Origin of the sequence: Chryseobacterium sp. KLBC 52 (genome assembly GCF_003347605.1) — a bacterium.
In the GTDB taxonomy this organism is placed as follows: Bacteria; Bacteroidota; Bacteroidia; order Flavobacteriales; family Weeksellaceae; genus Chryseobacterium.
In genome coordinates, this window is record NZ_QDFZ01000018.1 from 24582 (window position 1) to 46649 (window position 22068).

At 36.6% G+C, this 22068-nt stretch carries 24 protein-coding genes and 1 tRNA gene; 4 read left to right on the forward strand and 21 right to left on the reverse strand.

What is annotated here, in order from left to right; all coding sequences use genetic code 11:
* Window positions 1–18: 18 nt before the first annotated feature.
* From DDF69_RS17745 to greA, 7 genes are all read right to left on the reverse strand, one after another.
* Window positions 19–92 (reverse strand) — tRNA-Met (locus tag DDF69_RS17745).
* 44 nt (window positions 93–136) lie between these two features.
* Entirely contained in the window at window positions 137–1429 is a 1293-nt protein-coding gene (locus DDF69_RS17750; protein ID WP_114821956.1) for a TlpA family protein disulfide reductase, read from the reverse strand.
* A 61-nt stretch (window positions 1430–1490) separates the two neighbouring features.
* Window positions 1491–1712 carry a signal peptidase gene (locus DDF69_RS17755; RefSeq protein ID WP_082001925.1) on the reverse strand — a complete coding sequence of 74 codons (222 nt, stop codon included), beginning with the start codon at window positions 1710–1712 and terminating at the stop codon, window positions 1491–1493.
* Window positions 1713–1717: 5 nt separating this feature from the next.
* Window positions 1718–3694: a T9SS type A sorting domain-containing protein gene (locus DDF69_RS17760; protein ID WP_114821957.1), complete on the reverse strand. Its 1977-nt coding sequence runs from the start codon at window positions 3692–3694 to the stop codon at window positions 1718–1720.
* A gap of 74 nt (window positions 3695–3768) precedes the next feature.
* The gene (clpX, locus tag DDF69_RS17765) at window positions 3769–4956 is read right to left on the reverse strand and encodes an ATP-dependent Clp protease ATP-binding subunit ClpX (RefSeq protein ID WP_114821958.1); all 1188 of its coding nucleotides are present in this window, start codon (window positions 4954–4956) and stop codon (window positions 3769–3771) included.
* Between the two features lie 68 nt (window positions 4957–5024).
* A complete protein-coding gene (locus tag DDF69_RS17770; protein WP_047429226.1) occupies window positions 5025–5414 on the reverse strand; it encodes an HIT family protein in 390 nt (129 codons plus the stop codon).
* Between the two features lie 57 nt (window positions 5415–5471).
* The gene (gene greA / locus DDF69_RS17775; protein WP_034695856.1) at window positions 5472–5942 is read right to left on the reverse strand and encodes a transcription elongation factor GreA; all 471 of its coding nucleotides are present in this window, start codon (window positions 5940–5942) and stop codon (window positions 5472–5474) included.
* A gap of 109 nt (window positions 5943–6051) precedes the next feature.
* Between greA and DDF69_RS17780 the strand changes: the two genes are divergently transcribed.
* The 3 genes from DDF69_RS17780 to DDF69_RS17790 all read left to right on the forward strand — a co-directional run bounded on the left by DDF69_RS17780 (window position 6052) and on the right by DDF69_RS17790 (window position 8893).
* Window positions 6052–6507, forward strand: a complete 456-nt coding sequence (locus DDF69_RS17780) for a hypothetical protein (RefSeq protein WP_114821959.1) — start codon at window positions 6052–6054, stop codon at window positions 6505–6507.
* 9 nt (window positions 6508–6516) lie between these two features.
* A complete protein-coding gene (gene dtd / locus DDF69_RS17785; RefSeq protein WP_114821960.1) occupies window positions 6517–6966 on the forward strand; it encodes a D-aminoacyl-tRNA deacylase in 450 nt (149 codons plus the stop codon).
* Between the two features lie 268 nt (window positions 6967–7234).
* Window positions 7235–8893, forward strand: coding sequence for a S8 family peptidase (locus DDF69_RS17790; protein ID WP_114821961.1), 1659 nt, complete (start codon window positions 7235–7237; stop codon window positions 8891–8893).
* Window positions 8894–8975: 82 nt separating this feature from the next.
* Here the strand turns inward: DDF69_RS17790 and DDF69_RS17795 are convergent, their stop codons facing one another.
* The 14 genes from DDF69_RS17795 to DDF69_RS17860 all read right to left on the reverse strand — a co-directional run bounded on the left by DDF69_RS17795 (window position 8976) and on the right by DDF69_RS17860 (window position 21260).
* Window positions 8976–9488 (reverse strand): hypothetical protein, encoded by a 513-nt coding sequence (locus tag DDF69_RS17795; protein ID WP_047383035.1) that lies wholly within the window; start codon window positions 9486–9488, stop codon window positions 8976–8978.
* Window positions 9489–9548: 60 nt separating this feature from the next.
* Window positions 9549–10088: a hypothetical protein gene (locus tag DDF69_RS17800; protein ID WP_114821962.1), complete on the reverse strand. Its 540-nt coding sequence runs from the start codon at window positions 10086–10088 to the stop codon at window positions 9549–9551.
* A gap of 54 nt (window positions 10089–10142) precedes the next feature.
* Window positions 10143–10847: a DUF1361 domain-containing protein gene (locus DDF69_RS17805; protein ID WP_114821963.1), complete on the reverse strand. Its 705-nt coding sequence runs from the start codon at window positions 10845–10847 to the stop codon at window positions 10143–10145.
* 6 nt (window positions 10848–10853) lie between these two features.
* Window positions 10854–12224 carry a DUF4173 domain-containing protein gene (locus DDF69_RS17810; RefSeq protein ID WP_114821964.1) on the reverse strand — a complete coding sequence of 457 codons (1371 nt, stop codon included), beginning with the start codon at window positions 12222–12224 and terminating at the stop codon, window positions 10854–10856.
* 44 nt (window positions 12225–12268) lie between these two features.
* Complete coding sequence (locus tag DDF69_RS17815; RefSeq protein ID WP_114821965.1) at window positions 12269–12583, reverse strand: hypothetical protein; 315 nt, start codon at window positions 12581–12583, stop codon at window positions 12269–12271.
* Between the two features lie 12 nt (window positions 12584–12595).
* Window positions 12596–13081 carry a Coq4 family protein gene (locus tag DDF69_RS17820; RefSeq protein WP_114821966.1) on the reverse strand — a complete coding sequence of 162 codons (486 nt, stop codon included), beginning with the start codon at window positions 13079–13081 and terminating at the stop codon, window positions 12596–12598.
* A gap of 25 nt (window positions 13082–13106) precedes the next feature.
* Entirely contained in the window at window positions 13107–13403 is a 297-nt protein-coding gene (locus DDF69_RS17825; RefSeq protein WP_114821967.1) for a hypothetical protein, read from the reverse strand.
* Window positions 13404–13433: 30 nt separating this feature from the next.
* Window positions 13434–13724, reverse strand: a complete 291-nt coding sequence (locus tag DDF69_RS17830; protein WP_114821968.1) for a hypothetical protein — start codon at window positions 13722–13724, stop codon at window positions 13434–13436.
* Window positions 13725–13788: 64 nt separating this feature from the next.
* Window positions 13789–14079: a winged helix-turn-helix domain-containing protein gene (locus tag DDF69_RS17835; RefSeq protein ID WP_114821969.1), complete on the reverse strand. Its 291-nt coding sequence runs from the start codon at window positions 14077–14079 to the stop codon at window positions 13789–13791.
* 94 nt (window positions 14080–14173) lie between these two features.
* Window positions 14174–14758: a hypothetical protein gene (locus DDF69_RS17840; protein ID WP_162800960.1), complete on the reverse strand. Its 585-nt coding sequence runs from the start codon at window positions 14756–14758 to the stop codon at window positions 14174–14176.
* A 35-nt stretch (window positions 14759–14793) separates the two neighbouring features.
* A complete protein-coding gene (locus tag DDF69_RS17845) occupies window positions 14794–15411 on the reverse strand; it encodes a hypothetical protein (protein WP_114821971.1) in 618 nt (205 codons plus the stop codon).
* Between the two features lie 160 nt (window positions 15412–15571).
* Window positions 15572–17074 carry a RagB/SusD family nutrient uptake outer membrane protein gene (locus tag DDF69_RS17850; protein WP_114822035.1) on the reverse strand — a complete coding sequence of 501 codons (1503 nt, stop codon included), beginning with the start codon at window positions 17072–17074 and terminating at the stop codon, window positions 15572–15574.
* A 10-nt stretch (window positions 17075–17084) separates the two neighbouring features.
* On the reverse strand, window positions 17085–20054 hold the full coding sequence (locus tag DDF69_RS17855; protein ID WP_228412037.1) for a SusC/RagA family TonB-linked outer membrane protein: 2970 nt from the start codon (window positions 20052–20054) through the stop codon (window positions 17085–17087).
* A 441-nt stretch (window positions 20055–20495) separates the two neighbouring features.
* Window positions 20496–21260: an enoyl-CoA hydratase/isomerase family protein gene (locus DDF69_RS17860; protein WP_114821973.1), complete on the reverse strand. Its 765-nt coding sequence runs from the start codon at window positions 21258–21260 to the stop codon at window positions 20496–20498.
* Window positions 21261–21516: 256 nt separating this feature from the next.
* On the opposite strand from DDF69_RS17860, the gene DDF69_RS17865 reads away from it, so the two are divergent.
* Window positions 21517–22068, forward strand: coding sequence for a phage tail protein (locus tag DDF69_RS17865; RefSeq protein WP_114821974.1), 552 nt, complete (start codon window positions 21517–21519; stop codon window positions 22066–22068).

A 22068-nucleotide genomic window follows, 5' to 3' on the forward strand; every position in this document is an offset into this window, starting at 1 on the left:
AATGATTGCGGTTTATTGTAGCGAAGACGGGAATTGAACCCGTGACCTCAGGGTTATGAATCCTGCGCTCTAACCAACTGAGCTACCTCGCCGTTTTGGTGGTGCAAATATAGAAAATATTTCTTTACCTCCAAAATTATTTTACCTTAAAATATTCTAAAACATCTCCAACATGATCTGGTTTGCTGATTATCTTATTGTTAGCATCCAAAATAAAATACGTCGGAGTTGCATGAATATTGTACAAATCTGTGTAAGTACTGTTCCATCCTCTCAATTCTGAATCATTCACCCAAGGAAATGCAGCAATTTTTTGAGTATATGAATTCTTATCTACATCTAAAGACAGCCCTACAATCTGAATATTTTTTGATTTCAGATCATTGTATTTTTCCAAAAGTTTCGGAAGTTCACTTTCACAGTGTGAACATGTGGATGACCAGAAGACAACAACCTTTTTATCTGCTTTAATATCGTGTAATGATTTTGCAGTGGTATTAACAGGTGACTGGAACTTATAATTAGGGAAAACTGCTCCCATTTCAATGTTGGCGTTCGATTTTAATGTAGAAGCAAGCCTGTCAGTGATGGTACATTTAAGATTTTTGGCAAGAGACAGATATTTGCTCTTGTATTCATCCATCTGATAGACATCAAAAATATCAATCAATTCAGACAAAACAGTCTGCCCTCTTGGCGTTTCTACTTTTAGACGGTCTAACAACTTATCTACAGAAGCCGTAACATTGGTATTCCCTCCTGAATTCAGATAAGCTACCAATACAGGTCTCAATAATGATGAGCTTTCCAGCATATCATTTGATTTGTCCAGAAAGTTGATTATTTCTTCCTGATCTACTTTTTTCACGGAATCGGGTGAGTTGGAAAGAAACTTGCTGTAATTCGTATTATAATAAGTAATAAACGGGTGTTGTGTAGCATCAATAGAACTTGAAGCACCAGAAAGTCTCTCAATTTCTGCTTTCAGAGCTTTTCCAAAATCCGTATTGTCTTTGTAATATTCTTTGATCTGTGCCAAAGCCGGCAAAATAAGTTCTTTTTTTTGTGAGCCTTCCTGTTGTTTACTCATCAGATTATTGGCTTCATCCAGATAAGCAACATCCTTTACTTTATTGTTCTGAATATCCAGTTTAAAGTTGACATCTTTATTTTCAGAAATAAAGCTTACGGTATTATTAGAACCCGGAAAATAAACTTTCATCATCCCCATATAATGGCTTGGATATTTAAAAGTCCATATACTATTCTTACTTTGTTCTTTAGTAACAATAATATCTTTTGATCCGTTTAAGGTATATAGAATAGCATCCTTATCTTTAAAGTCTGCCGGAGTCTGAATTGTAACAGTAAATTGAGCCTGCAAAGCCAATGCAGCCAAAACCGCTGATAGCGTATAAATCTTTTTCATAAAGTAAAAATAAAAAAACTCCCCGACTAATCAGAGAGTTTAATATTATTTTAATAAAATTTTATGCTTTTACGCTCTTGTACTTTTTTGTAAAGTAAACAATAAATCCTATTGCTACGATACCCAGTACATATACATACATATCAATTGGTGAGGCAGGTGACCCGGTACCGTTTCCTCCGTTACCTCCTCCTCCCGGGATTGCTGGTTGTGGTGGAGCGGCATTTGCCAGAGATATAGCAAACAGGAAAAATGCCAAGACTAGTTTATTAATAGTTTTCATGTGGTTTATTTTAAGATTTTAGTGTTAACAGTTTCTCCCTTATCAGAAACGATTTTTACAACATATGAATTTTTAACTGAGCCATCTAGCTCGATTACAAAATCTCTGGATGTTTCAACCGCTTTTTTAGAGATTACCAGTTTACCGCTCATATCATAAACTTGAATGTCCGCTTTTTTCCATTTTGGATCGAATCTAACAATGTAATTTGTAATAGACGGATCATAAACAACAAGTGTTCTTGAAACACCAGGAGCTGTTTTATCCACACCTAAAGTAATATTACTTGGTTCACCATAGTACAAGTTAGCTTCTTCATTTGTTACCGCTACAACATCTCCCTGTTTAGCCTGTACCAAATTTCCATTTTCTGCCTGATAGTAGAAACCAATTCCTGAAGATAACTGGTGTGTACCAGCAGGAATAAGTTCTGCATTTTCTCTGATCTCAAACTTATAAGATTTAACCTGGTCAAGTTTATAGTTAACTAACTTAACATTTTTACCTTGGAAGTTATTCTCATTAGCTTCGTTAATATATAACCAATAGTTAGTATAATTATTATCATACCCACCATTTAGTGCTTCTTCGTAAGTACCAATGATTCTAGTACCCGCTGAACTTTGAACTGTTGTAGCTGTAGAAACCTGGTGTCCTGTTGTAAATGATGGAGAAACCACGTAATACGTTCTGGAAATCTCATTACCATTAGCATCAAGACCAATTACCCCAAGCTGTTTCACTGTACTATTTGTACCCTTACCAGCCATTTTAGCTGCATTTACACCATTTGGAGTACCTGCTGTTCTTGCGGTTGATTTGAATCTTCTCAGTGTATTAAAGTCTAAAGTCTGAGCTGTATTGTCTCTTAACTTTATTTTAAACGACTGCATAGGTTTGATAACCATTTTATCTAAGTTCACATCTCCAACTGCCGGAGCTACTCCGTCACCTGTAGCCACATAAGTAACAACCTGTGCTCCTGTAGCATAAGTAGAACCTCCAGGAAGTGTAACAACAGTACCCGGATTATATTCAATACCCCAGATATTTTTTACTGCATTTCCGTCTGATCCTGTAACACTTTCAGTATATCCGATATTAGATAAATCTAGGTTGGTAAGGAAAGGGTTACCGAATTGATAGAAGTTTTGGCCGAATGTTCCGGACCATGGCGTTGTAGTAAATTCAAAGGAATCATCAAGATAAGTGTTATACTTTTCATTGTAAGAATTCACAGCATTACCTCCAGCTCCGAATACAACATTAGAAGGTCCCACGTTAGATTTCCCGGCATTCTGTAATGATACAGCTCCAGCTAACGGAGCATATGGTTTTCCATTAATATTGAAAACCGTTCCTGTTGCAGGTGTGCTTGGATTCCAGTCATTGTTGGACACTTTCAGCATATAATATCCCGGACCGTCAGTAGTAGTAGATGCTAAATTTGTAAAATGTGCAGAAACTGCATTGGCGTTATCCCACTTTAGAATTGGATTGCTGTATCTTCCAGTATTGAAAGTCTTACCAACTTCAGTAGATAAAGAACTTAAAGCCTTACCAGAGAAAGGTAAAGCGACTTGCTGGAAATAATTACCACTTCCATTACTTGTAGTTCGGTATTCTTTGGTTACAATACCTGTAATGTTGGACTGGGATAGTCCATCGATGTACAGCTGGCCATACGTGGAAGTAGCAAAAGAAGCAGGGGTATTAAGTCTTAAGATGATATTTCCGCCATCAGTCTTATCAGCACCGCTGGCATCAATTGTTTTTAAGAGATCCGTACCAGATCCTACAACCATGATATTTCCATGCACGTCCAAAAGGCCATTACCCTTTGTTTGTACACCTCCACCGCTATAAACTAGGGTGCCTTCGCTCACATACATATTAGCATTAGTGTCAACATGACATAGTATCTGCGCCTGAACAGAGTAACTAATTGCTAAAAGACCTATAGCAAATAAACTTTTTCTCATTGTATAAATTATTTGTGTGTTAATACAATCTTCACCCGCAAAGGTATTATTATTTTTCTTAAAAAAAAAATTTTTTATCTATTAATCAAAACATTATCTTCAGTTAAGATGATATCTTTCTCCTCTCCTATTGAAAACATATAGTCTTCTAGAACTTTTTCGGTAGTCCCTCTAAGGCCTCTTGCACCGAGTCCTTTTTCAATAGTTTCCTCTACTATTTTTTCAATAGCTCCGTCTGTAATAACCAAATTTGTGCCATCCATTTTAAAAAGTTCCACAAATTGATTCACGATAGAGTTTTTAGGTTCCTTCATGATTCTTACCAGCGTTTCTTTTGTGAGTTTATCGAGGTAAGTGATGATTGGAAATCTTCCTAAAAGTTCCGGAATTAAACCGAAAGTACGAAGATCAATTGCATTAATATTTGTTAATATATATTCGTCTTCGTCTGTTTTATTTATTTTTTCGGAGCTGAAGCCGATTGCCTGCTTGTTCATTCTTCTTTCGATGATTTCTTTGATCCCATCAAAAGCTCCTCCCGCAATAAATAAAATGTTTTGAGTGTTGACCTGGATATATTTCTGATCCGGGTGTTTTCTTCCTCCTTGTGGCGGAACATTCACAATACTTCCTTCCAGCAGCTTTAACAATCCCTGCTGTACACCTTCTCCTGAAACATCTCTTGTAATACTTGGATTATCTGATTTTCTGGCAATCTTGTCGATTTCATCAATAAAAACAATTCCTTTTTCAGCCTTTTCCACATCGTAATCTGCCACCATCAGAAGTCTAGAAAGAATACTTTCAACGTCTTCTCCTACATATCCTGCCTCGGTTAAAATAGTAGCATCCACGATACAGAAAGGAACATTTAGCTCTCTTGCAATAGTTTTTGCCAGAAGGGTTTTACCAGTTCCGGTTTCCCCGATCATGATGATGTTTGACTTTTCAAGCTCTACTTCTCTGTTTTCGTCCTGAGCGTGAAGCAATCTTTTATAATGGTTATACACAGCAATGGAAAGCTGCTTTTTTGCCTGATCCTGTCCGATCACATACTGATCAAGGAATTCTTTGATCTCTTTGGGCTTTTTAAGCTCTTCCATACTATCAGCAGGTGAATATCCTGTTTTTGATGCACCATCTTTTACGATAGCATGCGCCTGCTCTATACAATTTTCACAAATAAAACCATTCTGGCCAGAAATCAGCATCTGTACTTCATTTCTTTTTCTGCCACAGAAAGAACATTGGTTGGAATTCATATGATATAATATATATGTATATGTTAAAGAAAATCGTAAAAAATTACTTTTTTACGATTTTCTGGTTGTTAAGAATTAATAATTGAGTGTTGAATCTCTGTATATTCTTCGTTCGTTAATTTTAATCTTTCATTTCTGAAATTCATGTCTTCCATCTTATTTAAAGGAATCAGATGGATGTGTGCATGAGGAACTTCAAGTCCTACCACTGCTACTCCTACTCTTACACATGGAACTGCAGTTTTGATCTTCTTGGCTACCTCTTGGGCAAATCCCCAAAGGTTTTTGTATTCTTCACTTTCAAGATCAAAAATCAAATCCACTTCTTTTTTGGGTACTACTAAAGTATGTCCCTTCACCAAAGGCATTGCGTCTAAGAATGCAATAAAGTTTTCATTTTCTGCAATCTTATAAGAGGGAATTTCGCCATTAATGATTTTTGTGAATATAGTGCTCATTTTATCGGAAGTTTGGGTTAGATATTTAGAAGTTCAGAAATAGAAAGGAATATCAGACTATAAAGAGATGTCTAATACTTCAAAAGACAGTTTGTTTCCGTTGGGTAAAGTAATTTCAGCAATTTCGCCAATAGCTTTTCCTAACAAACCTTTTGCGATAGGAGTGTTCACAGAAATCTTTCCTGTCTTCAGGTCGCTTTCGTTATCCGGTACCAATGTAAATACCTGTTCCTGCTTGGTAGCATTATTTTTAAGTTTCACTGTTGTTAAGATTGAAACTTTTGAAGTATCTAATTGGCTTTCGTCTATAATTTTAGAGGTAGAGATTACATCTTTCAGCTTGGAAATTCTCATTTCAAGCATCCCCTGAGCCTCTTTAGCCGCATCGTATTCTGCATTTTCCGATAAATCTCCTTTATCTCTTGCTTCTGCGATCTGCTGAGTAATTTTTGGTCTCTCCACAGTTTCCAACTGTTCCAGCTCAGCTTTCATTTTCTCTAGGCCCTCCTTAGTAACATAGCTTGCCATAATTTTCAAAATTTAGTTTTAGTATAAAAAAATAATCCGACATTTGCCGGACAATGTTTTCGTGTTGTAATCGTTTAATTTTTACAAATATATAAAAATTTAAATTGAAATGAAAAAAACTTTTTCAATCTTATCCATTTTCATTCTATTGATTTTCAGCAATTTAACCATAAACTCTTGTGGAAGCAGAGAAGATACGGTGAACTGCTTCCCCAATGTTCCCATCAATGTATCGCTTAATTTAAACCTTCCTGCTTATTACGCTTTAAACAATATCAACGGCTGGATTTATGTGAACGAGCAGCAGTCGGGAACCAGAGGATTGATTATTGTACGAACAGCCAACGGATTTAAAGTGTACGACAGAAATGCCCCGCATATATGTCCTGGTAACAATACAACTCTTGAGGTAAAAGATAATATTGCCATTGTATGTCCTGAAGATAATACCAGATGGATTTTAAGTACGGGGCAGCCGGAATCAGGCGCAAAAACTTCCCTGCCGCCTAAAACTTATCCTTACAATTACGACGCTGCAAGTAAAATTTTAAATGTTTATTATTAAAAATACAAGATGAAGATCGTTATACAAAGAGTCTCCGAAGCCAGTGTAAAAGTGGACGGAAAAATTGTTGGAGAAATCGGGAAAGGACTTATGCTGCTGACAGGTATTGATGAAAACGATGAAAAGACGGATGCGGACTGGCTTGTACAGAAGGTTTTAAACCTGAGAATCTTTGGAGATGAAGATGACAAGTTAAATCTTTCTGTAAAAGATATTTCAGGAGAAATCCTTTGCATCAGTCAGTTTACACTGATTGCAGATTATAAAAAAGGCAACAGGCCTTCTTTCATAAAGGCAGCAAAACCGGATAAAGCTATACCGCTTTTTGATTATTTTAAAGAAGAAATAGCCAAATCGGGATTAAAAACAGAAAGCGGAATTTTCGGAGCAGATATGAAAGTTTCCCTGGTCAATGACGGACCGGTTACCATTGTGATGGATTCTATCACCAAAAGCTAAGCAGAGAAAAACAAATGTGTAAAATACACTCGGTACGCTTCAATTTATGAAGCGTATTTTTTTTGATATACGGGTATTAAATAATCTTTTTTAAACGTGACAGGTTTTGAAAACCTGTCACGTTTATTTTCGTAAGTAAAGAAATCCTTTACACAAAAGGAAAGAGTGAAAATTTTAAAATTAAATTCACAAAAATGTGATTTGTTTTTATTTTATTGTTATTTTTGATGTAAATCAAAACTGATTCACAACCATTTAACAAAATTATATGAAAACAAAAATCAATCTTTTCGCATTTTTTGCGTTCTGTTCTACATTGTCTTTCGGACAGGACAGCCAGCCCAAAATGGCTAACGATCACAATTCAATTATTTACGTCTGCTTTTCAAAAGGCATCAATTCTGAAAAAACGGCTTTCAGCAGAAATGCTGACCTGGAAAGATTTTCAAGAGAAAACCACATTTCATTTAAGTATGATCTGGATTTTACGGACAGCAAACTCGATGAGATGGCCAGAAGCAGCAAAGCCATCGGTAATTCCGGAGAGTCTGTGGAAAAGCTGAAAAGAATTTATAAGGCTGACATTCCCCTTCAAAACAAAGAAGCTTCAGAAAAAATCATCCACACTCTTGAAAAATTTCCTGAGATAGAATATGTATCTGTAATGAGTGCCGAGCCTATCGAACCACCTTTGGTAAATGCTTTTGTGGCCACTCCTGATCTGGAAAGCCTGCAGACCTATCTGAATGACAATCCGGGAATCAACGCCAAATATGCATGGTCAAGAGGAATCACAGGACAAAATATCCGTGTGCGTGATGTAGAATATGGTTTCTATAAAACTCATGAAATGCTGTCTAACCAAAACTCTATACAACTTGAACCCGGCTATTCTCCGAATGCTGGATTGGCTAATAACAATTACCGCGACCATGGAACTGCTGTAGTAAGTATTTTAGGTTCTATAAAAGACAATATAGGGCTTACAGGAGCTGCTTACAGTGCTTCTGAAATAAAAGGATATATGGAATGGACGACGGTGGGATACAACCGAGCTTCTGCGGTGAGCAGATCTATCAATGCATCTCAGGCCGGAGATATTATATTATACGAAATGCAGACTGGTGGAAAAGACGGTCAGTATTGTCCTGCGGAATATGATAAAGTAATCTGGGATCTTACAAAAGCTGCTACTGATTCAGGAATTATTATCATTGCAGCGGCCGGTAATGGAAATCAGAATCTTGATGACCCGTTTTATGCGACCTACCTTGCAAGAGGAAACAGTGGAGCTATTATTGTAGGGGCCGGATCTCCTAACACTACCCATTCAAAATTAAGCTTCAGTACTTTTGGAAACAGAGTGGATGTTCAGGGTTGGGGAAGCAGTGTGATGGCAGCAGGGTATGGATCTTATGCGAAATATGACAATGATAACAACAGAACTTATAATTATTTCAGCGGTACAAGTTCTGCAACACCGGTGGTTTCATCTGCAGCTATTTTGATCCAGTCTTTCTATCGTCAGACTACAGGTCAGTATTTAACACCTTCAGCAATGAAAAACCTATTAATTTCAACGGGGATTCCTCAGGGAGGAACTGTGACTGGCCAAAAGATTGGTCCTCTTCCTAATGTGAAGAATGCTATCCTTCAGTTAGAAAGTAATTTTGCAGCACCTGTTAAGACTTTACCTTCATTGGAAGTTAAAATTTATCCCAATCCATCAAGCAGTTTCATTGCCATTACAAGCAGTGAAAATAAAAAGCTGGATGTAGAGATTATTAATCTTCAGGGGCGTACGGTGCTTAAAAATTCTGTTGTACCCAATGAAAAAATTGATATTTCACAACTTCCAACAGGGCAGTACATCATCAATATTTATGAGGGCCAGAGAAGAGTTGTTGAAAAATTAACCAAACTCTAAATACAAGATTTTTTATACATTTTACTTCAAACCCTCTTTCAGTAAACTGAAAGAGGGTTTTTGCTATCAAATTATATTGATTTTATTTTGCAGGAACGCTGCTGAAATTAAGCGCTACCTTGATATTCATATCTGAAGAAGTCTGATTCTTCAATTCATAAACGGTTCTTACCGTTAATCCTGAGCTTTTTACAATTTCATCCAGGAATCCGGTATCATTAAGATCCAGATTTAAACTGGAAGAATTGGTCGAGATATTAGAGCGTGAAGCAATCAATCTCTCCCCCGTTCCGTTGGATGAAACGTATATTTTTACGGTTTTGAATGCGCTCAGATTTCCCCCTGAAGGAGACGCCACGGAGATTTTTGCATCTGAAATTCTTACATCTTTAATCTTCGCATTGTTATTTCCTCCGAACCATGTCTGTACATTGGTAGCTGTTGCAGTGGAAGAAACTTCTTTGTCTGCAGGAACTCCCGTAGACACCAAAACATTTGTTGTGTAGGGAAATGTATTCTGAACCAGCGACTGTACGGTTCCGCAACTTACGAGTACAGCTGAGGCGGCCATTGCTGTTAGAACTATATTTTTCATAATTTTAAATTTTAAACTTAAAGATTTAGTTTGCAGAAATTGTACCAAATTGATTCGGTATTATTCCACGGTTACTGTGAAACTTCCTTTGGTATTTCCCGAAGCCATGTTACTTTTTCCGATAATTAACCATACTTCGCCATTTCCGGGTGTATCATAAGTAATTTCTCTTCCAAAAGGTCCGTCATAGTTCCCGTTGGGAAGTCTGATTTGATTGAAACGGATATTGAAATCTTTCTCTTTTGTTGATATTTTCGCTTTGATATTGGGACGGTCGTACCGGGTCAGTTTTAAAATCAAATCCTGATCGTCTTTTGTAAATTCTTCTCCAATGGTAAAAGGTAACTGATTGGCGTCTGCAGTTCTTATAATCTGGCCGTCTTTTTCATCTCTCATTACGCCTTTGCGCAATACTTCTTTAGTGGCCGGAGCATTGTTAATAATTGAATCTTTTTTCCTTAATGCTACAGAATCTTTTTTTACCACAGAGTCCGGCATTTCTGTTACCACTGTAGAGTCCTTCTCCGGAACGTTTGTCACAGCAGGTTCTTTTTTACAGGCAACAATAATCAAAGGAATTAACAATAAGCTTTTTTTCATAATAATTAATTTTAAGAATGGATCAACATGTATGATGCTGCGCTCATTGAAATGCTAAAATTGTTCCAATCCGTTTAATGATTTATTTTCCGGCTGCAATTCTTTTTCGGGATGTGTTCCCGCCCATTTGAATGTAAAGTATATCAAGTTGAGCATTATTCCCATCAAAAGAGTAACACCCCATGTTTTGGTATATTCCATGGGATAGATAAATCTCACCACAATATCCGAGAACAGACCAAAGGGATTATTGAGAACATCCCAGCTATTCCATCTCAAAAACCGGCCGAGATAGACTCCGAAGCTGCTCATGAAAAGAAAGAGGACAACGACCCCGCTGATGATAGTTCTATTCATATAATCAGAAAGTCTTTTTTCAATATCATTAAGACTTATAAAACCACTGATCAGCCCTGTCCAGGCATAGGAAAGAATCACAATGAGGTCATACCAGATCGGTATCTCATTCCTTACTCTGAGGTGAAAAAGATCTGTAAGAATGTAGGGAGAATTGGGAAAGAACAATATCCAGACTATTATAATAAAGATCAGTGAAGTTTTGCTTTTGATACTAAAGGCAAGAATAAAAGAACTTAGTAATAAAGGAATCCATGCCAGAAAAAGATTCCAGTTGAGAAACAAAAACACTTTTGTATCGCTGATATAATATCTGAAAGCTGAAAGGCTGAAACAGAATAGGGTCATCAGTATTAACAATACATTAATTTTAAATCTTGAGGATTCCATTACATTTTTCATGATATTTTATTTGATGGTCTGATAATATAAGATCCTGGAAAGGAATGTTTTGAATGTTTCGTTTTTCACTTTATCCTGTACGGTCTTTTTAAGTTTCTGGTCATTTTTTTCATCCGCATATTTCAGCAGTGCTTTTTCACTGAAGTTGATAGACGTTACATGATAGTTGACCGCAAAATCCTTTCGTTTCATATTCTGAGAAGTAATAAAACCACCCCAGTTGAAGTAACTGCACACAAGGACAGCTCCATAAAAATACCAGATCATTGTATTAACAAGGAAAATATTTCTTTTTTGCTTTTGAATTTTAATAAAAGTCAACGCCAGACCAACTAATGATAAAAGCAGGAAAGCAAATACACCAAGTCTTTTATAGGTAAATCCATAATTAATAATATACTCATAGTTTTTAAGGGCAGCGGAAACCACAAGAACAGCATTGAGGAAAATCCAGATTTTGGCTAAAATTTTCAACAAACCTGCTTTTGGATCAAAATTAAATCCGGATTTAAAGTAGAACATGATCACCAGAATTGCCATTATAATAGACATGATTACAGCATTCACCCTTTCATGGGTTTCTTCGGAAAGCTGAACCGGTGTTTTTAAGGCTTCATAAAATTGTTCATAATTATAGGTAATAATAAAGAACACCAATAAGACATTCAATAAGACAAAAGAGATTACTCCACTCATTCTTTCTGTATCAAGATCAAGAAAAGAATAAGTAGCCTTGGGAATTCTGGAATCTTTACTAAACTCATTATCCAGGACATGATTGTTTTTGTAGATAAGCTTTTCCACCGCATAGTTCCAGTAATTAAAGGCGATAAAAAACCCTAAAACCGAGAGACAGAATACCTGCCAGATATTAAGATCCAGCTCATAATCTGTAAAAAGAGCAGCAAAATGATCACTTCCTGCAGAGTAAATTCCAAAGAAAACAGAAACCAGCACCAGCGGGATCAAGATGAAAGCGAATGTCTTTTGCCATAATCCTGGAATATTCTTCTTAGGCAGCCATTCATCAAAGCTGAAAAAACGGCAGAATGAAGTACAGCAGTTTACGATAAAAACCGGAATTAAAAAGAGAATCTTCAACCTCTTGTTCTTCGATTTATATCCCAGCAAAAGCAGCGAGCTTACCACCGCAATAAAGGATGGAAAATCTCCGAACCAGGCAAATGCAATACTGGACAGGATACTTGTTCCAAAAAGTGCATACAATGTTCTTGTTTTATTCTTTTCCGGTGTTCTAAACAGTGTTAATACGGCATAGACAATTCCAAGAATTCCAAGATTCAGCCCAACATCCTGATCATAAAAGACGATGACAAAGAGAAGGGCTGTAAGAAATATATAATGATGTGTTTTCATGAGGTCAATTATTTGAAGATTGAAAATTTAAAGAATTGAAAGATTTAATGTGGCCAGGTATTGAGATTATCAAAAATTAAGAATAGGGTGAGGTAGAGAAAAGTAATAGGAATATTAAGCAGCAATAGAAGAACAGAATTTCCGTTTCTTTTCTTTTCGGAAACATCACTCAGGTATTCCATCAACTCATATAAAGTGATCAACAGGTTCGTTACAGCAGCAATCACAACGTAATAAAACCCGAATATGATCAGAAATTCAGCTCTTGTGATCCAAAATAAAAGCAACAAAGAGGTACCCAGCAAAAAGGAAATTAAAAATGTTTTTTCTCCCAGCGCACTGAATTTTATTTTTCCCATTATCTTTGGTTTTTAATGAAGAACTACTGTTTCTTTCTGTTGAATAAAGTCTTTCACATGTTCATAATTCTGCCATAGCAATTCTTCAAAGTCCCAATGATGAAAGGTTCTCATATTTTGTCCCTTTTTATAAGCTTTGATATAAATTTTCACATATTCAGGGAGAATAATTGTTCCTAATATGACAGCTGCCAGAAGATGCGCATTGAGTTTACCGTTTCCAAGGAGCAGATACTGCATGGCAATTTCATCTTCGAAGTTGGTTCCACAGCCGGTAATCAGGTGGTGAACATCATGGTTTTCCATCTTTGGGATCATAGAGAAGCCGTGTTTCCTGTAAAATTCTCCCAGTTTTCGGCCTAAGGAATCTTCCTGAAACTCCAGTAGCTGTTTTTCATTGAACTGCCACTGTCTTTTTTTCTTTTTGAAATATTTTCTGTATAATTTTTGAGTTTTATCGTATACAAAAAGCAGGAATCGAACGCGTATTTTTTTCATAATAGTATTGATATATTTATAGATATTAATTGAGATACCCCAAGCCTATAACAGCATAAGTAAATGCGATGGGAATATTGGCTGTCAAAATAAGTATGGCTATCATACATTCTTTAAATCTTGATGTATTTATAACACCATAGGTCAAAAACCCCAATATGCATAATAAATTGACTGGCACTCCGAAAACGATTAGCAAATACCCTGCTCCTGCAAACCAGCTATCTTTTGTAATAAGAGCTCCTAAAAGACAAAGAGTTCCAATTGAAAAAAATATTCCGAATACTGCCTTGCCCAGGTTTATTATTTCTGAATCTTTCATAAGTATTTAGGATTAATCACAAACCAAATTTTAGCTTCCGGCAAACGGACTTCCGAAAATCCCTACTGCCAACTCAAGCCATATCAATGCTATAGCCAACAAAATGAAAATACATATCATCACTTTCTGACTTTGTTTTATAATTCTGTTTCTGACCAGATTGATGAGAAAAGCGGTTGTAAAAAGCAAAGCTGCTGCAATCAGAAAATCGGATCCTGACCAGTTTACTTCTTTAGACACTAGATTTCCAACCCATGGGATACTGAGTAAAGCCAGTGGAAGGGCATAAATTGCGAGTGTTTTTTGTTTTTGTGTTATCATTTTATTTAATTTAAATCTAAAAAGTACTTTGTAATTCAAAGTTAATTTTCAAAAAAATATAGGACTATCGCCCCAATAATTTTTCCAGTGCATTCAAATGTTCCTTAAAAGCCTGTCTTCCACTTTGGGTAACGCGGTAAGAGGTTTTAGGCTTTTTGCCTACAAATTCTTTTTTCACTTCTATATAACCAGCTTTCTCCAATGCATTGCTGTGGCTTGCCAGATTTCCATCGGTTATTTCGAGCAGGTTTTTCATTTCGGAAAAATCAACCCAGTCGTTAACCATAAGAACGGACATAATACCCAGTCTTACACGGCTTTCGAATTCTTTATTGAGCTGATTTATTTTGATCATTTTACTTTATCTTATCTATTCTGGAACAGTCAAAATCTGACTATCTTTTATTTTCTTTACTTCTCTATCAATTCGGCCTGATGTAATTTTATACCTAAAAAATTAATATTAACTTCCATATGTACACCGCTCCAATACTGATAATAAGAGATAACAACATTATCAACAAAGGCCAATAGCCCATAATAGCATTTTTCTTTTCTGAATAAAACTCAGTTGCGTCTACCAGATTGAGTTTTTTATTTACATGTAAGGCACTTAGCTCTTTCTCTGTTTGAAAAGTTTTTACCTCATTTGTTTGTAAATCCACGAAAAAATATTCGTTTTCAAATGTTTTTCCAAAAACGTAATTACCCAATTCTTCTATTTTAGTCACTTGCGAAACCAATGTCAGCCCACTTCCGGTATTAATGCTCGCTTGTTCAGGCAAATCAATAAATAACAGCTGATGAGCATTTTTCAAAGGAACATACCAGGCATCACCTATTCCAACATCCACTTTCTTATTATTAGACACCATGGACAAACCGATAATTCCAACAATATAAAACGTGTACAAAGCTGCAAAAGGAGCTATTAATGCTAATATTATTTTCCGTCTTCTATTTTCTTTTTTGCTGATAAAATAAGTAAAAGTACCACTTATCACCGCAAAGATAAAACTGAGAACAGCAATCATAAAAAGGTGTATAATTATGACGAAACCAATTCCCATTACTTATACTTCTTATGCATGATCAATCCATACACAATATGCAGGACACCAAAACCAATAGCCCAGAACAGCAATCCCCATCCTAAAAAGAACAAAGAAACAAGTCCCAAAATAATCTCAAGATATCCTAAATACTTTACATCCGTTAATGTATATCGTTCTGCGGCTACCAAAGCCAATCCATAAAAAATAAGCGTAGCCGGAGCAATGAAAACAAAAAGATGATGATAAAGAAGCGCGAGACAAAAGATTCCTCCTGCTACCAAAGGCACTGCAAAGGTAATCAAAAGTCGCTTTGTCGTGGCATCCCAGATCTTCAAACCTTTCTTTTTGCTTTTATGGGCGGTAAAAATATAACCACTAAGGACAGCTACAAACAAAATTGCAATCCCAATCAGAACAAGTTCCTTAACCAAGGCAGGCCCCAGAATATTTCTGTCCCCATCAAAATAACTGATTCCTTCTCTCTGAAAAACAAAATACACATATACAGCTCCAATAATAGCCGTTAAACCTGCAACAACTCCGGATAAACCACTTAGCGAAATAAATCTGGAGGACCGTTCCATCATAGAACGGATATGGGATAAGTCTTCGTGATAGTTTTTTGAATCCATAAAAAGAACTTTGAATTACAAAGTTATAATTTATTTTGAATGTACCAACTCTTTATTTTAAATTTTGATAATATTTTTTACAGAAAACCTCATCGTTTACTAAAAAAAAGAGAACCCTACTAAAGCAGGATTCTCAATCATATATTAAAATCTGTACGTGTTACAATGGATTCTGAACAATCAATGGGTTGGCATTGATCTCAGCTCTTGGAATCAGGAATTCCCAACGTAAATCTGTATTAGCTACTGTCATTAAGTTATTGGTTACCACAGAAGAATGGTTGGCACCTGTTCTATCTAAACCTTGATTTAGTCTCTTAAGATCCAGGAATCTGAAACCTTCGCCCCAGAATTCTAGTCTTCTGCTGTCAAGAATTTCTGTAATATAAGCAGCACCTGTTGTAGCAGCACCTGCATAAGATGGATTTCTGTTTTTCGCAAATACATTGAAAACGGCTTTAGAACCGGCTTCATTTCCGGATCTTGCTAAAGCTTCCGCTTCAATAAGGTACATTTCTGCAGATCTCATGTAAGGAACATCTACTCTACTGTCTGCCTGACTTGCTGCAAGAAATTTCTGGCTTGTATAGGGGAATTTCGAATATGTTGAAGGTAAAGCAAGTGCCGTGTGCGCACCTGACGGATCAAAATTCCTGGTTCTTACATCACTAGATGGAAATGAAAGTAATAATTTACTGTTGATCGCTTTTGGAGCCTGACGAATATTCGTAGAGTTAAAGTTCCTTGACATATATGCTCCAAAATTTGAAAATGTATCTCCCTGATCTGCGACAATGGTTGCTCCCCACATCCACTCTCCATTGCCTGCCAAATTATTAAAGCCGGCATTATAGGTAGCATTATCCATCAATGGAAATCCAGCACGAGCTGATTGAGCAGCAGTTACCGCTGCGGGATAATTCCCTTGCGTCAATGCAATTCGAGCCTTTAATCCAAAAATAACTTTATCATTAAAATGTGATTTTGTAGCTCTGGAAACCCCAGCCAATCTGCTTGCCGCCTCATCAAGATCCTTATTGATCTGGGTATACACTTCTTCTACTGTATTTCTGGCTAAAGGAATTTCGTTTGCTACTAATCTGATAGGAACACCAAGTTGAGTATTATTAGTACCAGGCACGTACCTTTTACCATAAATCTGAACCAGCATATAATAACAGAAAGCCCTGAATGCATATGCTTCACCAATTGCTGTTTTGATAGTAGCGGCATCAGCTGCAGTAGGTGCAGGAACAGAAGGACCGTTAGCAATAACCATATTTGCATTTCTGATCAATGCATAATAAAACTGGTAAGGATAAAGATCATTGGAGGCATTATCATTTACCTGATCCTGCCATCTTACTGCTGAGACATACCAGCCATTTCCTGTAGACGGAAAGACAAGGTCATCTCCCAGAGCATCCATTATAATCATAATTCCACCCTGACCATTCTGTCCCTGATCACTTTGTCTGTAATACATATCTCTATGCATTCCATTTATTATGGCCATAAGGTTAGCTGAACTTGAATACGCTGCTTCTTCAGAAGCCGCAGTAGTAGGATCTGTTTCCAGATAATCACTTTCACATGAGACCATTCCTGTAAAGACTGAAAGCACAACAGCCCATTTTATATATTGTTTCGCGATATTTTTCATAATTAATTTTTTAAAAAGATACATTAAATCCAATTGTTACCACTCTGGCCGGAGTATATCTGTTTGATGCAGTACCGTTGAATGCCTGAGCAGGTTCCAGTCCTTTTCTTGCTGTTTTACTCCACAAATTTTCACCAGACACAAGAATCCTTAATCCTGAAACTCCAAGCTGAGATAAAGTTTCCGGACTAAAGCTATAACTTAAAGTTGCTTGTCTGAATGTAAGAAAATCTGAGCTTACCAGCCATCTTGACGAAGCTGCATTTGAACTGGTATATGTTGATGTACTCAAAGCAGGGACATCAGTGATCTGCCCAGGCGTTGTCCATCTGTCGAGAATATCCGTACTTAAAGCTCCACCCTGTGAGTAGCTGGACATCAGAGCAGCATAGTTGGAATCATACGTTTTTCCTCCTAACTGATAGGTAAACATTGCAGATAATGACCATTGTTTATAGGAAATTGTTGTTCCGAAACTTCCAAACAAATCAGGAATTGCTGTTCCGGAATAATCATACTTCGCTTTATTGAAATTGGTAGTAACCTTTTCGCCGTTCACGGTTCTGATATCAGCAGCTGTTGTATTCGCATAGGCATCAGCTACCAGGAATAATGGAGAACCATCAGCCGGATCTACACCGTACCATTGTCTTAACCAATAATCATACACTGAGTGCCCTACAGAAATCTTTTTAGTTCCGTTAATAATTTCCGTTATCCCGTTGGAAAGTTCTGTAATCTGGTTTTTAAGTGTTGATGCATTGGCATTGATATTCCAAACAAAATTTTGCGTTTTAATAACGTCTGCATTAATACTGAATTCAAAGCCACGATTATACATTGTCCCCACATTTCTACTGATCGTATTATCAGGAACTCCGGCAGAAACCGGAAGAGGAACCGGGAAAATAAGATCTTCAGTCACTCTGTTATAATATTCTACAGATCCTGTAATTCTATTATTCAAAAATCCGAAATCAACCCCTACATCGGTTTGCTTGTTAGCCTCCCAGGTAATCGAAGGATCTGCCAGAAACCCAAATAAAATCCCGGGTTCCTGAGCATTATTATATCCTAAAGTATAAGTACTTTTATACATATAATAACTGTCTGTTCTGTCATTTCCTACTTCACCATAAGAACCTCTCAACTTTAATTCACTGATAAGATTAGAATTACTTAAGAACTCTTCTCCTTTCAGTCTCCATCCCGCACCAATTGACCAGAATGAATCCCATCTTACATCTTTGGCAAATCTGGATGAACCATCCCAACGGATAGATCCTGAAAGCAGATATTTTGATTTGTAGTCATAGTTTAATCTTGAAAAGACACCTTCTTTTCTGTAATTGTCTGTACGTGAAGTAAGCGTTGACGGAGTAACAAAGTTAACCAGCTCGTCATTATCATCTACGATCTGGCCTTTTTTATATCCATACAGGTACTCGTACATGAATTTATAATTTTCATGCCCTAAAAGGAATTCAAAATTATGGTCTCCAAATTTTCTTTTATAATTCAGGAGCTGGTTCCAGGTAAAGGTTTGCTCTGTAAAGCTATACTTTTCTGCCGAACCTCCGGGAGCAGCGTCACCAATAATTTTATTTCCGTAGGTACTTCTTCTGTTGTTTCTGATATCATACCCTGCGTTGGTAGACAAAGTAAGATAGGGATCTACTTTGATTTCTGCATAGGCTCTGGAAATAATATAATAATTTTTAGAGAGATCTTTGTTTAAAAGTGTTTCCTGGATTACATTTCTTCCAGCCGCTGCATCAGCGCCTCTGGCACTTCCTGCATCATACACAATATTCCCTGCCGCATCATAAAGGGTAGCGAATGTATTAGGATCATGAGCATAGGGGCTATAGATCGGCCCCATCGTTCTTGTCCATCTGTATGGGTTGATATAAGCAGAATTGTTATCCACCCCTTCTACCGAATTGTTTCCATTGGAAGAGACTCCACTGATACTTGTTCCTAATTTCAGCCAGCTTTTAACCTGCGAATCTACTTTTAATCTCGCTGTAAATCTTTCAAAATCAGATTTGATAAGATATCCGGTTTCGTTGGTATATCCTACGGAAGAAAAATATGTTGTAGTATTACTTCCTCCACTGTAATTCAATTCGTAGTTCTGTCTGAATCCTGTATTCATCAAAGGTTTCTGCCAGTCTAAATCTGTATATTTCAATTTAGCGTTTGGGTTTAATACTCCATCAATAACTAACTGATGAGGATCAACGTCAAATACATTCGTTTTTAGAACCCCTGGTCCGAATGCAGTATTTCCAGTAACCAAAACTATAGAAGCATAATTATTAGCAGCAGCGAGCCCTAATGAGGGATTAGATGCAAATCTTCCATTTCTTAGTGACTCCCAAATAAGCGGATAATATTGGTAAACATTCACTCTGTCATATTCCGGGATCGATCTTCCTACCGCTCCGGTACTCATGCTGAAATTAAAAGAATCTTTTCCTTTTTTCCCGGATTTTGTAGTAATGAGAACCACACCATTAGCAGCTGCAGAACCATACAGAGAGGTAGAAGCAGCATCTTTAAGGATATTGAATGATGCGATATCATTGGGATTAATTGCCGCAAGAGATCCGGTATATATAGTCCCGTCTACTACGTATAAAGGATTTGTTGTAATTCCGTAAGAACCTATTCCACGGATCTGAATACTTGGCGAGCTTCCCGGCTGCCCTGTACCCGTACTTACTTTAACACCGGCACTGGCACCGTCCAGCGCCTGCCCGATACTTGTTATCGGACGGTCAGCAAATTGTTTTGCTTTAACTTCTGTATTGGAGCCAACCATTGTTTCTCTTTTCTGGCTTCCATAAGCAACCACCACAATTTCATCAATCTTAGTATCCTGAGGTATGGTGTCACGTTTAGCCTTTTGGGCTTCTACCATGTGACCTCCTACAAAGAACAGCACAGCAGTACTTAATATTAATTTCATTTTCATATTTAACACATTTTAACAGTATGAACGCAAATATATGTAATAAAAAATGATAAAAAACCAATAAAAAAGAACTTTAATTGAATTCAAAACAATTGATTAATAATTTTAATAAATTATTAATTATCAATTAAAAAAATAAGTTAAAATTCAATTATATGAGTTTAATAAAAATTAAACAATTATTTAAAATAAGTTAAAACACTGTCGATAATATATTAAAATCAATATTTATTTATACTAAAAACATTAAAAACATACAATAAACTAATAATAATTCAATTCCTAAACGCGAGTAAAATATACTATCATTTCTATTTTTTTAAAAAAATCAAACAAGCTGTATAAAAAGACAATAAGGCATAAAAAAACCGTAGAAAACAATTATTCTACGGATCACATCCGGATCAGAATCCAGTTATCTTCCAGCCATTAAAAAACAAATTACTTTGCCCTTAGTCTTTCTTTAATGGACTCAATATTTTTCTTTGCAGAATCTTCAAGAATAAGACTGGCACTCATATGAATTCTTGCCGGCATCAGCTCATTGAAGTGGTCAGTTCCTTCCCATGAAACTTTTTTAATTAGTGCTAGAGCATCGCTGCTTCTAGATGCTAAAGTCTGTAAAAACTTTTCTAACTTTTCATCCATTTCCGCAATAGTATCTGAAACGGAATGATAAACATTATGCTGCTCAGCCCATTCTGCAGATCTGAAGTCTGCGTCTATTGCCATTGCCGAGAATTGTGACTTCCCTATTTTTCTTTCCACATAAGGCCCAATTACAAAAGGTCCGATTCCAAGATTGATTTCAGTAAGTGCCAGCGCTGAATCTTTAGTAGCAAAACAATAATCTGCTCCGCAGGCAATTCCGACTCCTCCCCCGGTAGTTTTCCCCTGAACTCGTACCACTACGATTTTACCGCAGTTTCTCATTGCATTTAAAACTTTAGCGAAACCTCCGAAAAATTTCGTAGAAGCTTCCAGTTCCTCAATGGCTAAAAGCTCGTCAAAACTTGCTCCTGCACAAAACGCTTTCTCACCTGCACTTTTTACTAAAATAGCTTTCACCTCATCTTTTGCTCCTTCTTCAAGAATGGTTTCTGCAAGTTTTTCTAAAATTGCTCCCGGAAGAGAGTTGCTTTTGAGTGTTCCGAAACTGATTTCGGCAATATTATTTTTAATTTCTGATGCTACAAATTCGCTCATTTTTCTTTTTATTGGATTCTTACAAAAATACGAAATACAGCTCGTTCAGAGAAACTTAAAGGACAAATTTTCTTTTGAAACCTGCATATTCCCTCACATTTATTACGTAGAAATACGGAGTTTTTAATTTGGTATTTTCTACTCTAGCACCACCCTGTTATTAATCGTTCCTTTGAACTGAGCATAAATAATCAAAAGGCGGATTCTGAAAAGCCTGCAAGAGAGTAAGAAATTTAAAAACAAAAAACATATTATCATGGACGAGTACATTGGAATTGTAAAATTATTTGCAGGAAATTTCGCACCTAGAGGCTGGATGTTTTGCGACGGAAGTCTGATAAGCATTTCAAGAAATTCTGCCTTATTCTCTATTTTAGGAACAACTTATGGCGGAGACGGTATTACTACTTTCGCTCTCCCTAACTTAAAAGGACGAATGGCTTTAGGAGCAGGAAATGTAAATGCCAACCAGTTTTATCCTTTGGGAGTAGTGTCCGGAACTACACAAAATACACTTTTAGCATCCAATCTTCCAAGTGTAGGAGCAGGATTTCAGCTTAAGGTAGCCAATAAAAATGCCAATTCATCTACTCCCATGGCCACTTCAACAATCGCTATCTCAGGAACACAAGTGGGAAGAGATTTCAATGCAGTACCTAGTTTCGTGAATGATGCTAACCCTGATACGATTATTAATAATCAAAGTATTGCCTTCATAGGACAAAATCTGCCTGTGAATAACATGCCACCATACCTGGGTTTAAATTATATCATTTGTGTTGAAGGTATTTACCCACCAAGAGATTAA

What these genes read in the sequence shown, in the direction of transcription:
- DDF69_RS17790 (WP_114821961.1), top strand. Translation starts at nt 7,235, where the DNA reads ATGAAAACAAAAATCAATCTTTTCGCATTTTTTGCGTTCTGTTCTACA.
- DDF69_RS17855 (WP_228412037.1), bottom strand. Translation starts at nt 20,054, where the DNA reads ATGAAAATGAAATTAATATTAAGTACTGCTGTGCTGTTCTTTGTAGGA.
- DDF69_RS17845 (WP_114821971.1), bottom strand. Translation starts at nt 15,411, where the DNA reads ATGGATTCAAAAAACTATCACGAAGACTTATCCCATATCCGTTCTATG.
- DDF69_RS17780 (WP_114821959.1), top strand. Translation starts at nt 6,052, where the DNA reads ATGAAAAAAACTTTTTCAATCTTATCCATTTTCATTCTATTGATTTTC.
- DDF69_RS17810 (WP_114821964.1), bottom strand. Translation starts at nt 12,224, where the DNA reads ATGAAAACACATCATTATATATTTCTTACAGCCCTTCTCTTTGTCATC.
- DDF69_RS17795 (WP_047383035.1), bottom strand. Translation starts at nt 9,488, where the DNA reads ATGAAAAATATAGTTCTAACAGCAATGGCCGCCTCAGCTGTACTCGTA.
- DDF69_RS17820 (WP_114821966.1), bottom strand. Translation starts at nt 13,081, where the DNA reads ATGAAAAAAATACGCGTTCGATTCCTGCTTTTTGTATACGATAAAACT.
- DDF69_RS17770 (WP_047429226.1), bottom strand. Translation starts at nt 5,414, where the DNA reads ATGAGCACTATATTCACAAAAATCATTAATGGCGAAATTCCCTCTTAT.
- DDF69_RS17835 (WP_114821969.1), bottom strand. Translation starts at nt 14,079, where the DNA reads ATGATCAAAATAAATCAGCTCAATAAAGAATTCGAAAGCCGTGTAAGA.
- greA (WP_034695856.1), bottom strand. Translation starts at nt 5,942, where the DNA reads ATGGCAAGCTATGTTACTAAGGAGGGCCTAGAGAAAATGAAAGCTGAG.
- DDF69_RS17865 (WP_114821974.1), top strand. Translation starts at nt 21,517, where the DNA reads ATGGACGAGTACATTGGAATTGTAAAATTATTTGCAGGAAATTTCGCA.
- DDF69_RS17850 (WP_114822035.1), bottom strand. Translation starts at nt 17,074, where the DNA reads ATGAAAAATATCGCGAAACAATATATAAAATGGGCTGTTGTGCTTTCA.
- DDF69_RS17830 (WP_114821968.1), bottom strand. Translation starts at nt 13,724, where the DNA reads ATGATAACACAAAAACAAAAAACACTCGCAATTTATGCCCTTCCACTG.
- DDF69_RS17755 (WP_082001925.1), bottom strand. Translation starts at nt 1,712, where the DNA reads ATGAAAACTATTAATAAACTAGTCTTGGCATTTTTCCTGTTTGCTATA.
- clpX (WP_114821958.1), bottom strand. Translation starts at nt 4,956, where the DNA reads ATGAATTCCAACCAATGTTCTTTCTGTGGCAGAAAAAGAAATGAAGTA.
- DDF69_RS17825 (WP_114821967.1), bottom strand. Translation starts at nt 13,403, where the DNA reads ATGAAAGATTCAGAAATAATAAACCTGGGCAAGGCAGTATTCGGAATA.
- dtd (WP_114821960.1), top strand. Translation starts at nt 6,517, where the DNA reads ATGAAGATCGTTATACAAAGAGTCTCCGAAGCCAGTGTAAAAGTGGAC.
- DDF69_RS17750 (WP_114821956.1), bottom strand. Translation starts at nt 1,429, where the DNA reads ATGAAAAAGATTTATACGCTATCAGCGGTTTTGGCTGCATTGGCTTTG.
- DDF69_RS17760 (WP_114821957.1), bottom strand. Translation starts at nt 3,694, where the DNA reads ATGAGAAAAAGTTTATTTGCTATAGGTCTTTTAGCAATTAGTTACTCT.
- DDF69_RS17860 (WP_114821973.1), bottom strand. Translation starts at nt 21,260, where the DNA reads ATGAGCGAATTTGTAGCATCAGAAATTAAAAATAATATTGCCGAAATC.
- DDF69_RS17800 (WP_114821962.1), bottom strand. Translation starts at nt 10,088, where the DNA reads ATGAAAAAAAGCTTATTGTTAATTCCTTTGATTATTGTTGCCTGTAAA.
- DDF69_RS17805 (WP_114821963.1), bottom strand. Translation starts at nt 10,847, where the DNA reads ATGAAAAATGTAATGGAATCCTCAAGATTTAAAATTAATGTATTGTTA.
- DDF69_RS17815 (WP_114821965.1), bottom strand. Translation starts at nt 12,583, where the DNA reads ATGGGAAAAATAAAATTCAGTGCGCTGGGAGAAAAAACATTTTTAATT.
- DDF69_RS17840 (WP_162800960.1), bottom strand. Translation starts at nt 14,758, where the DNA reads ATGATTGCTGTTCTCAGTTTTATCTTTGCGGTGATAAGTGGTACTTTT.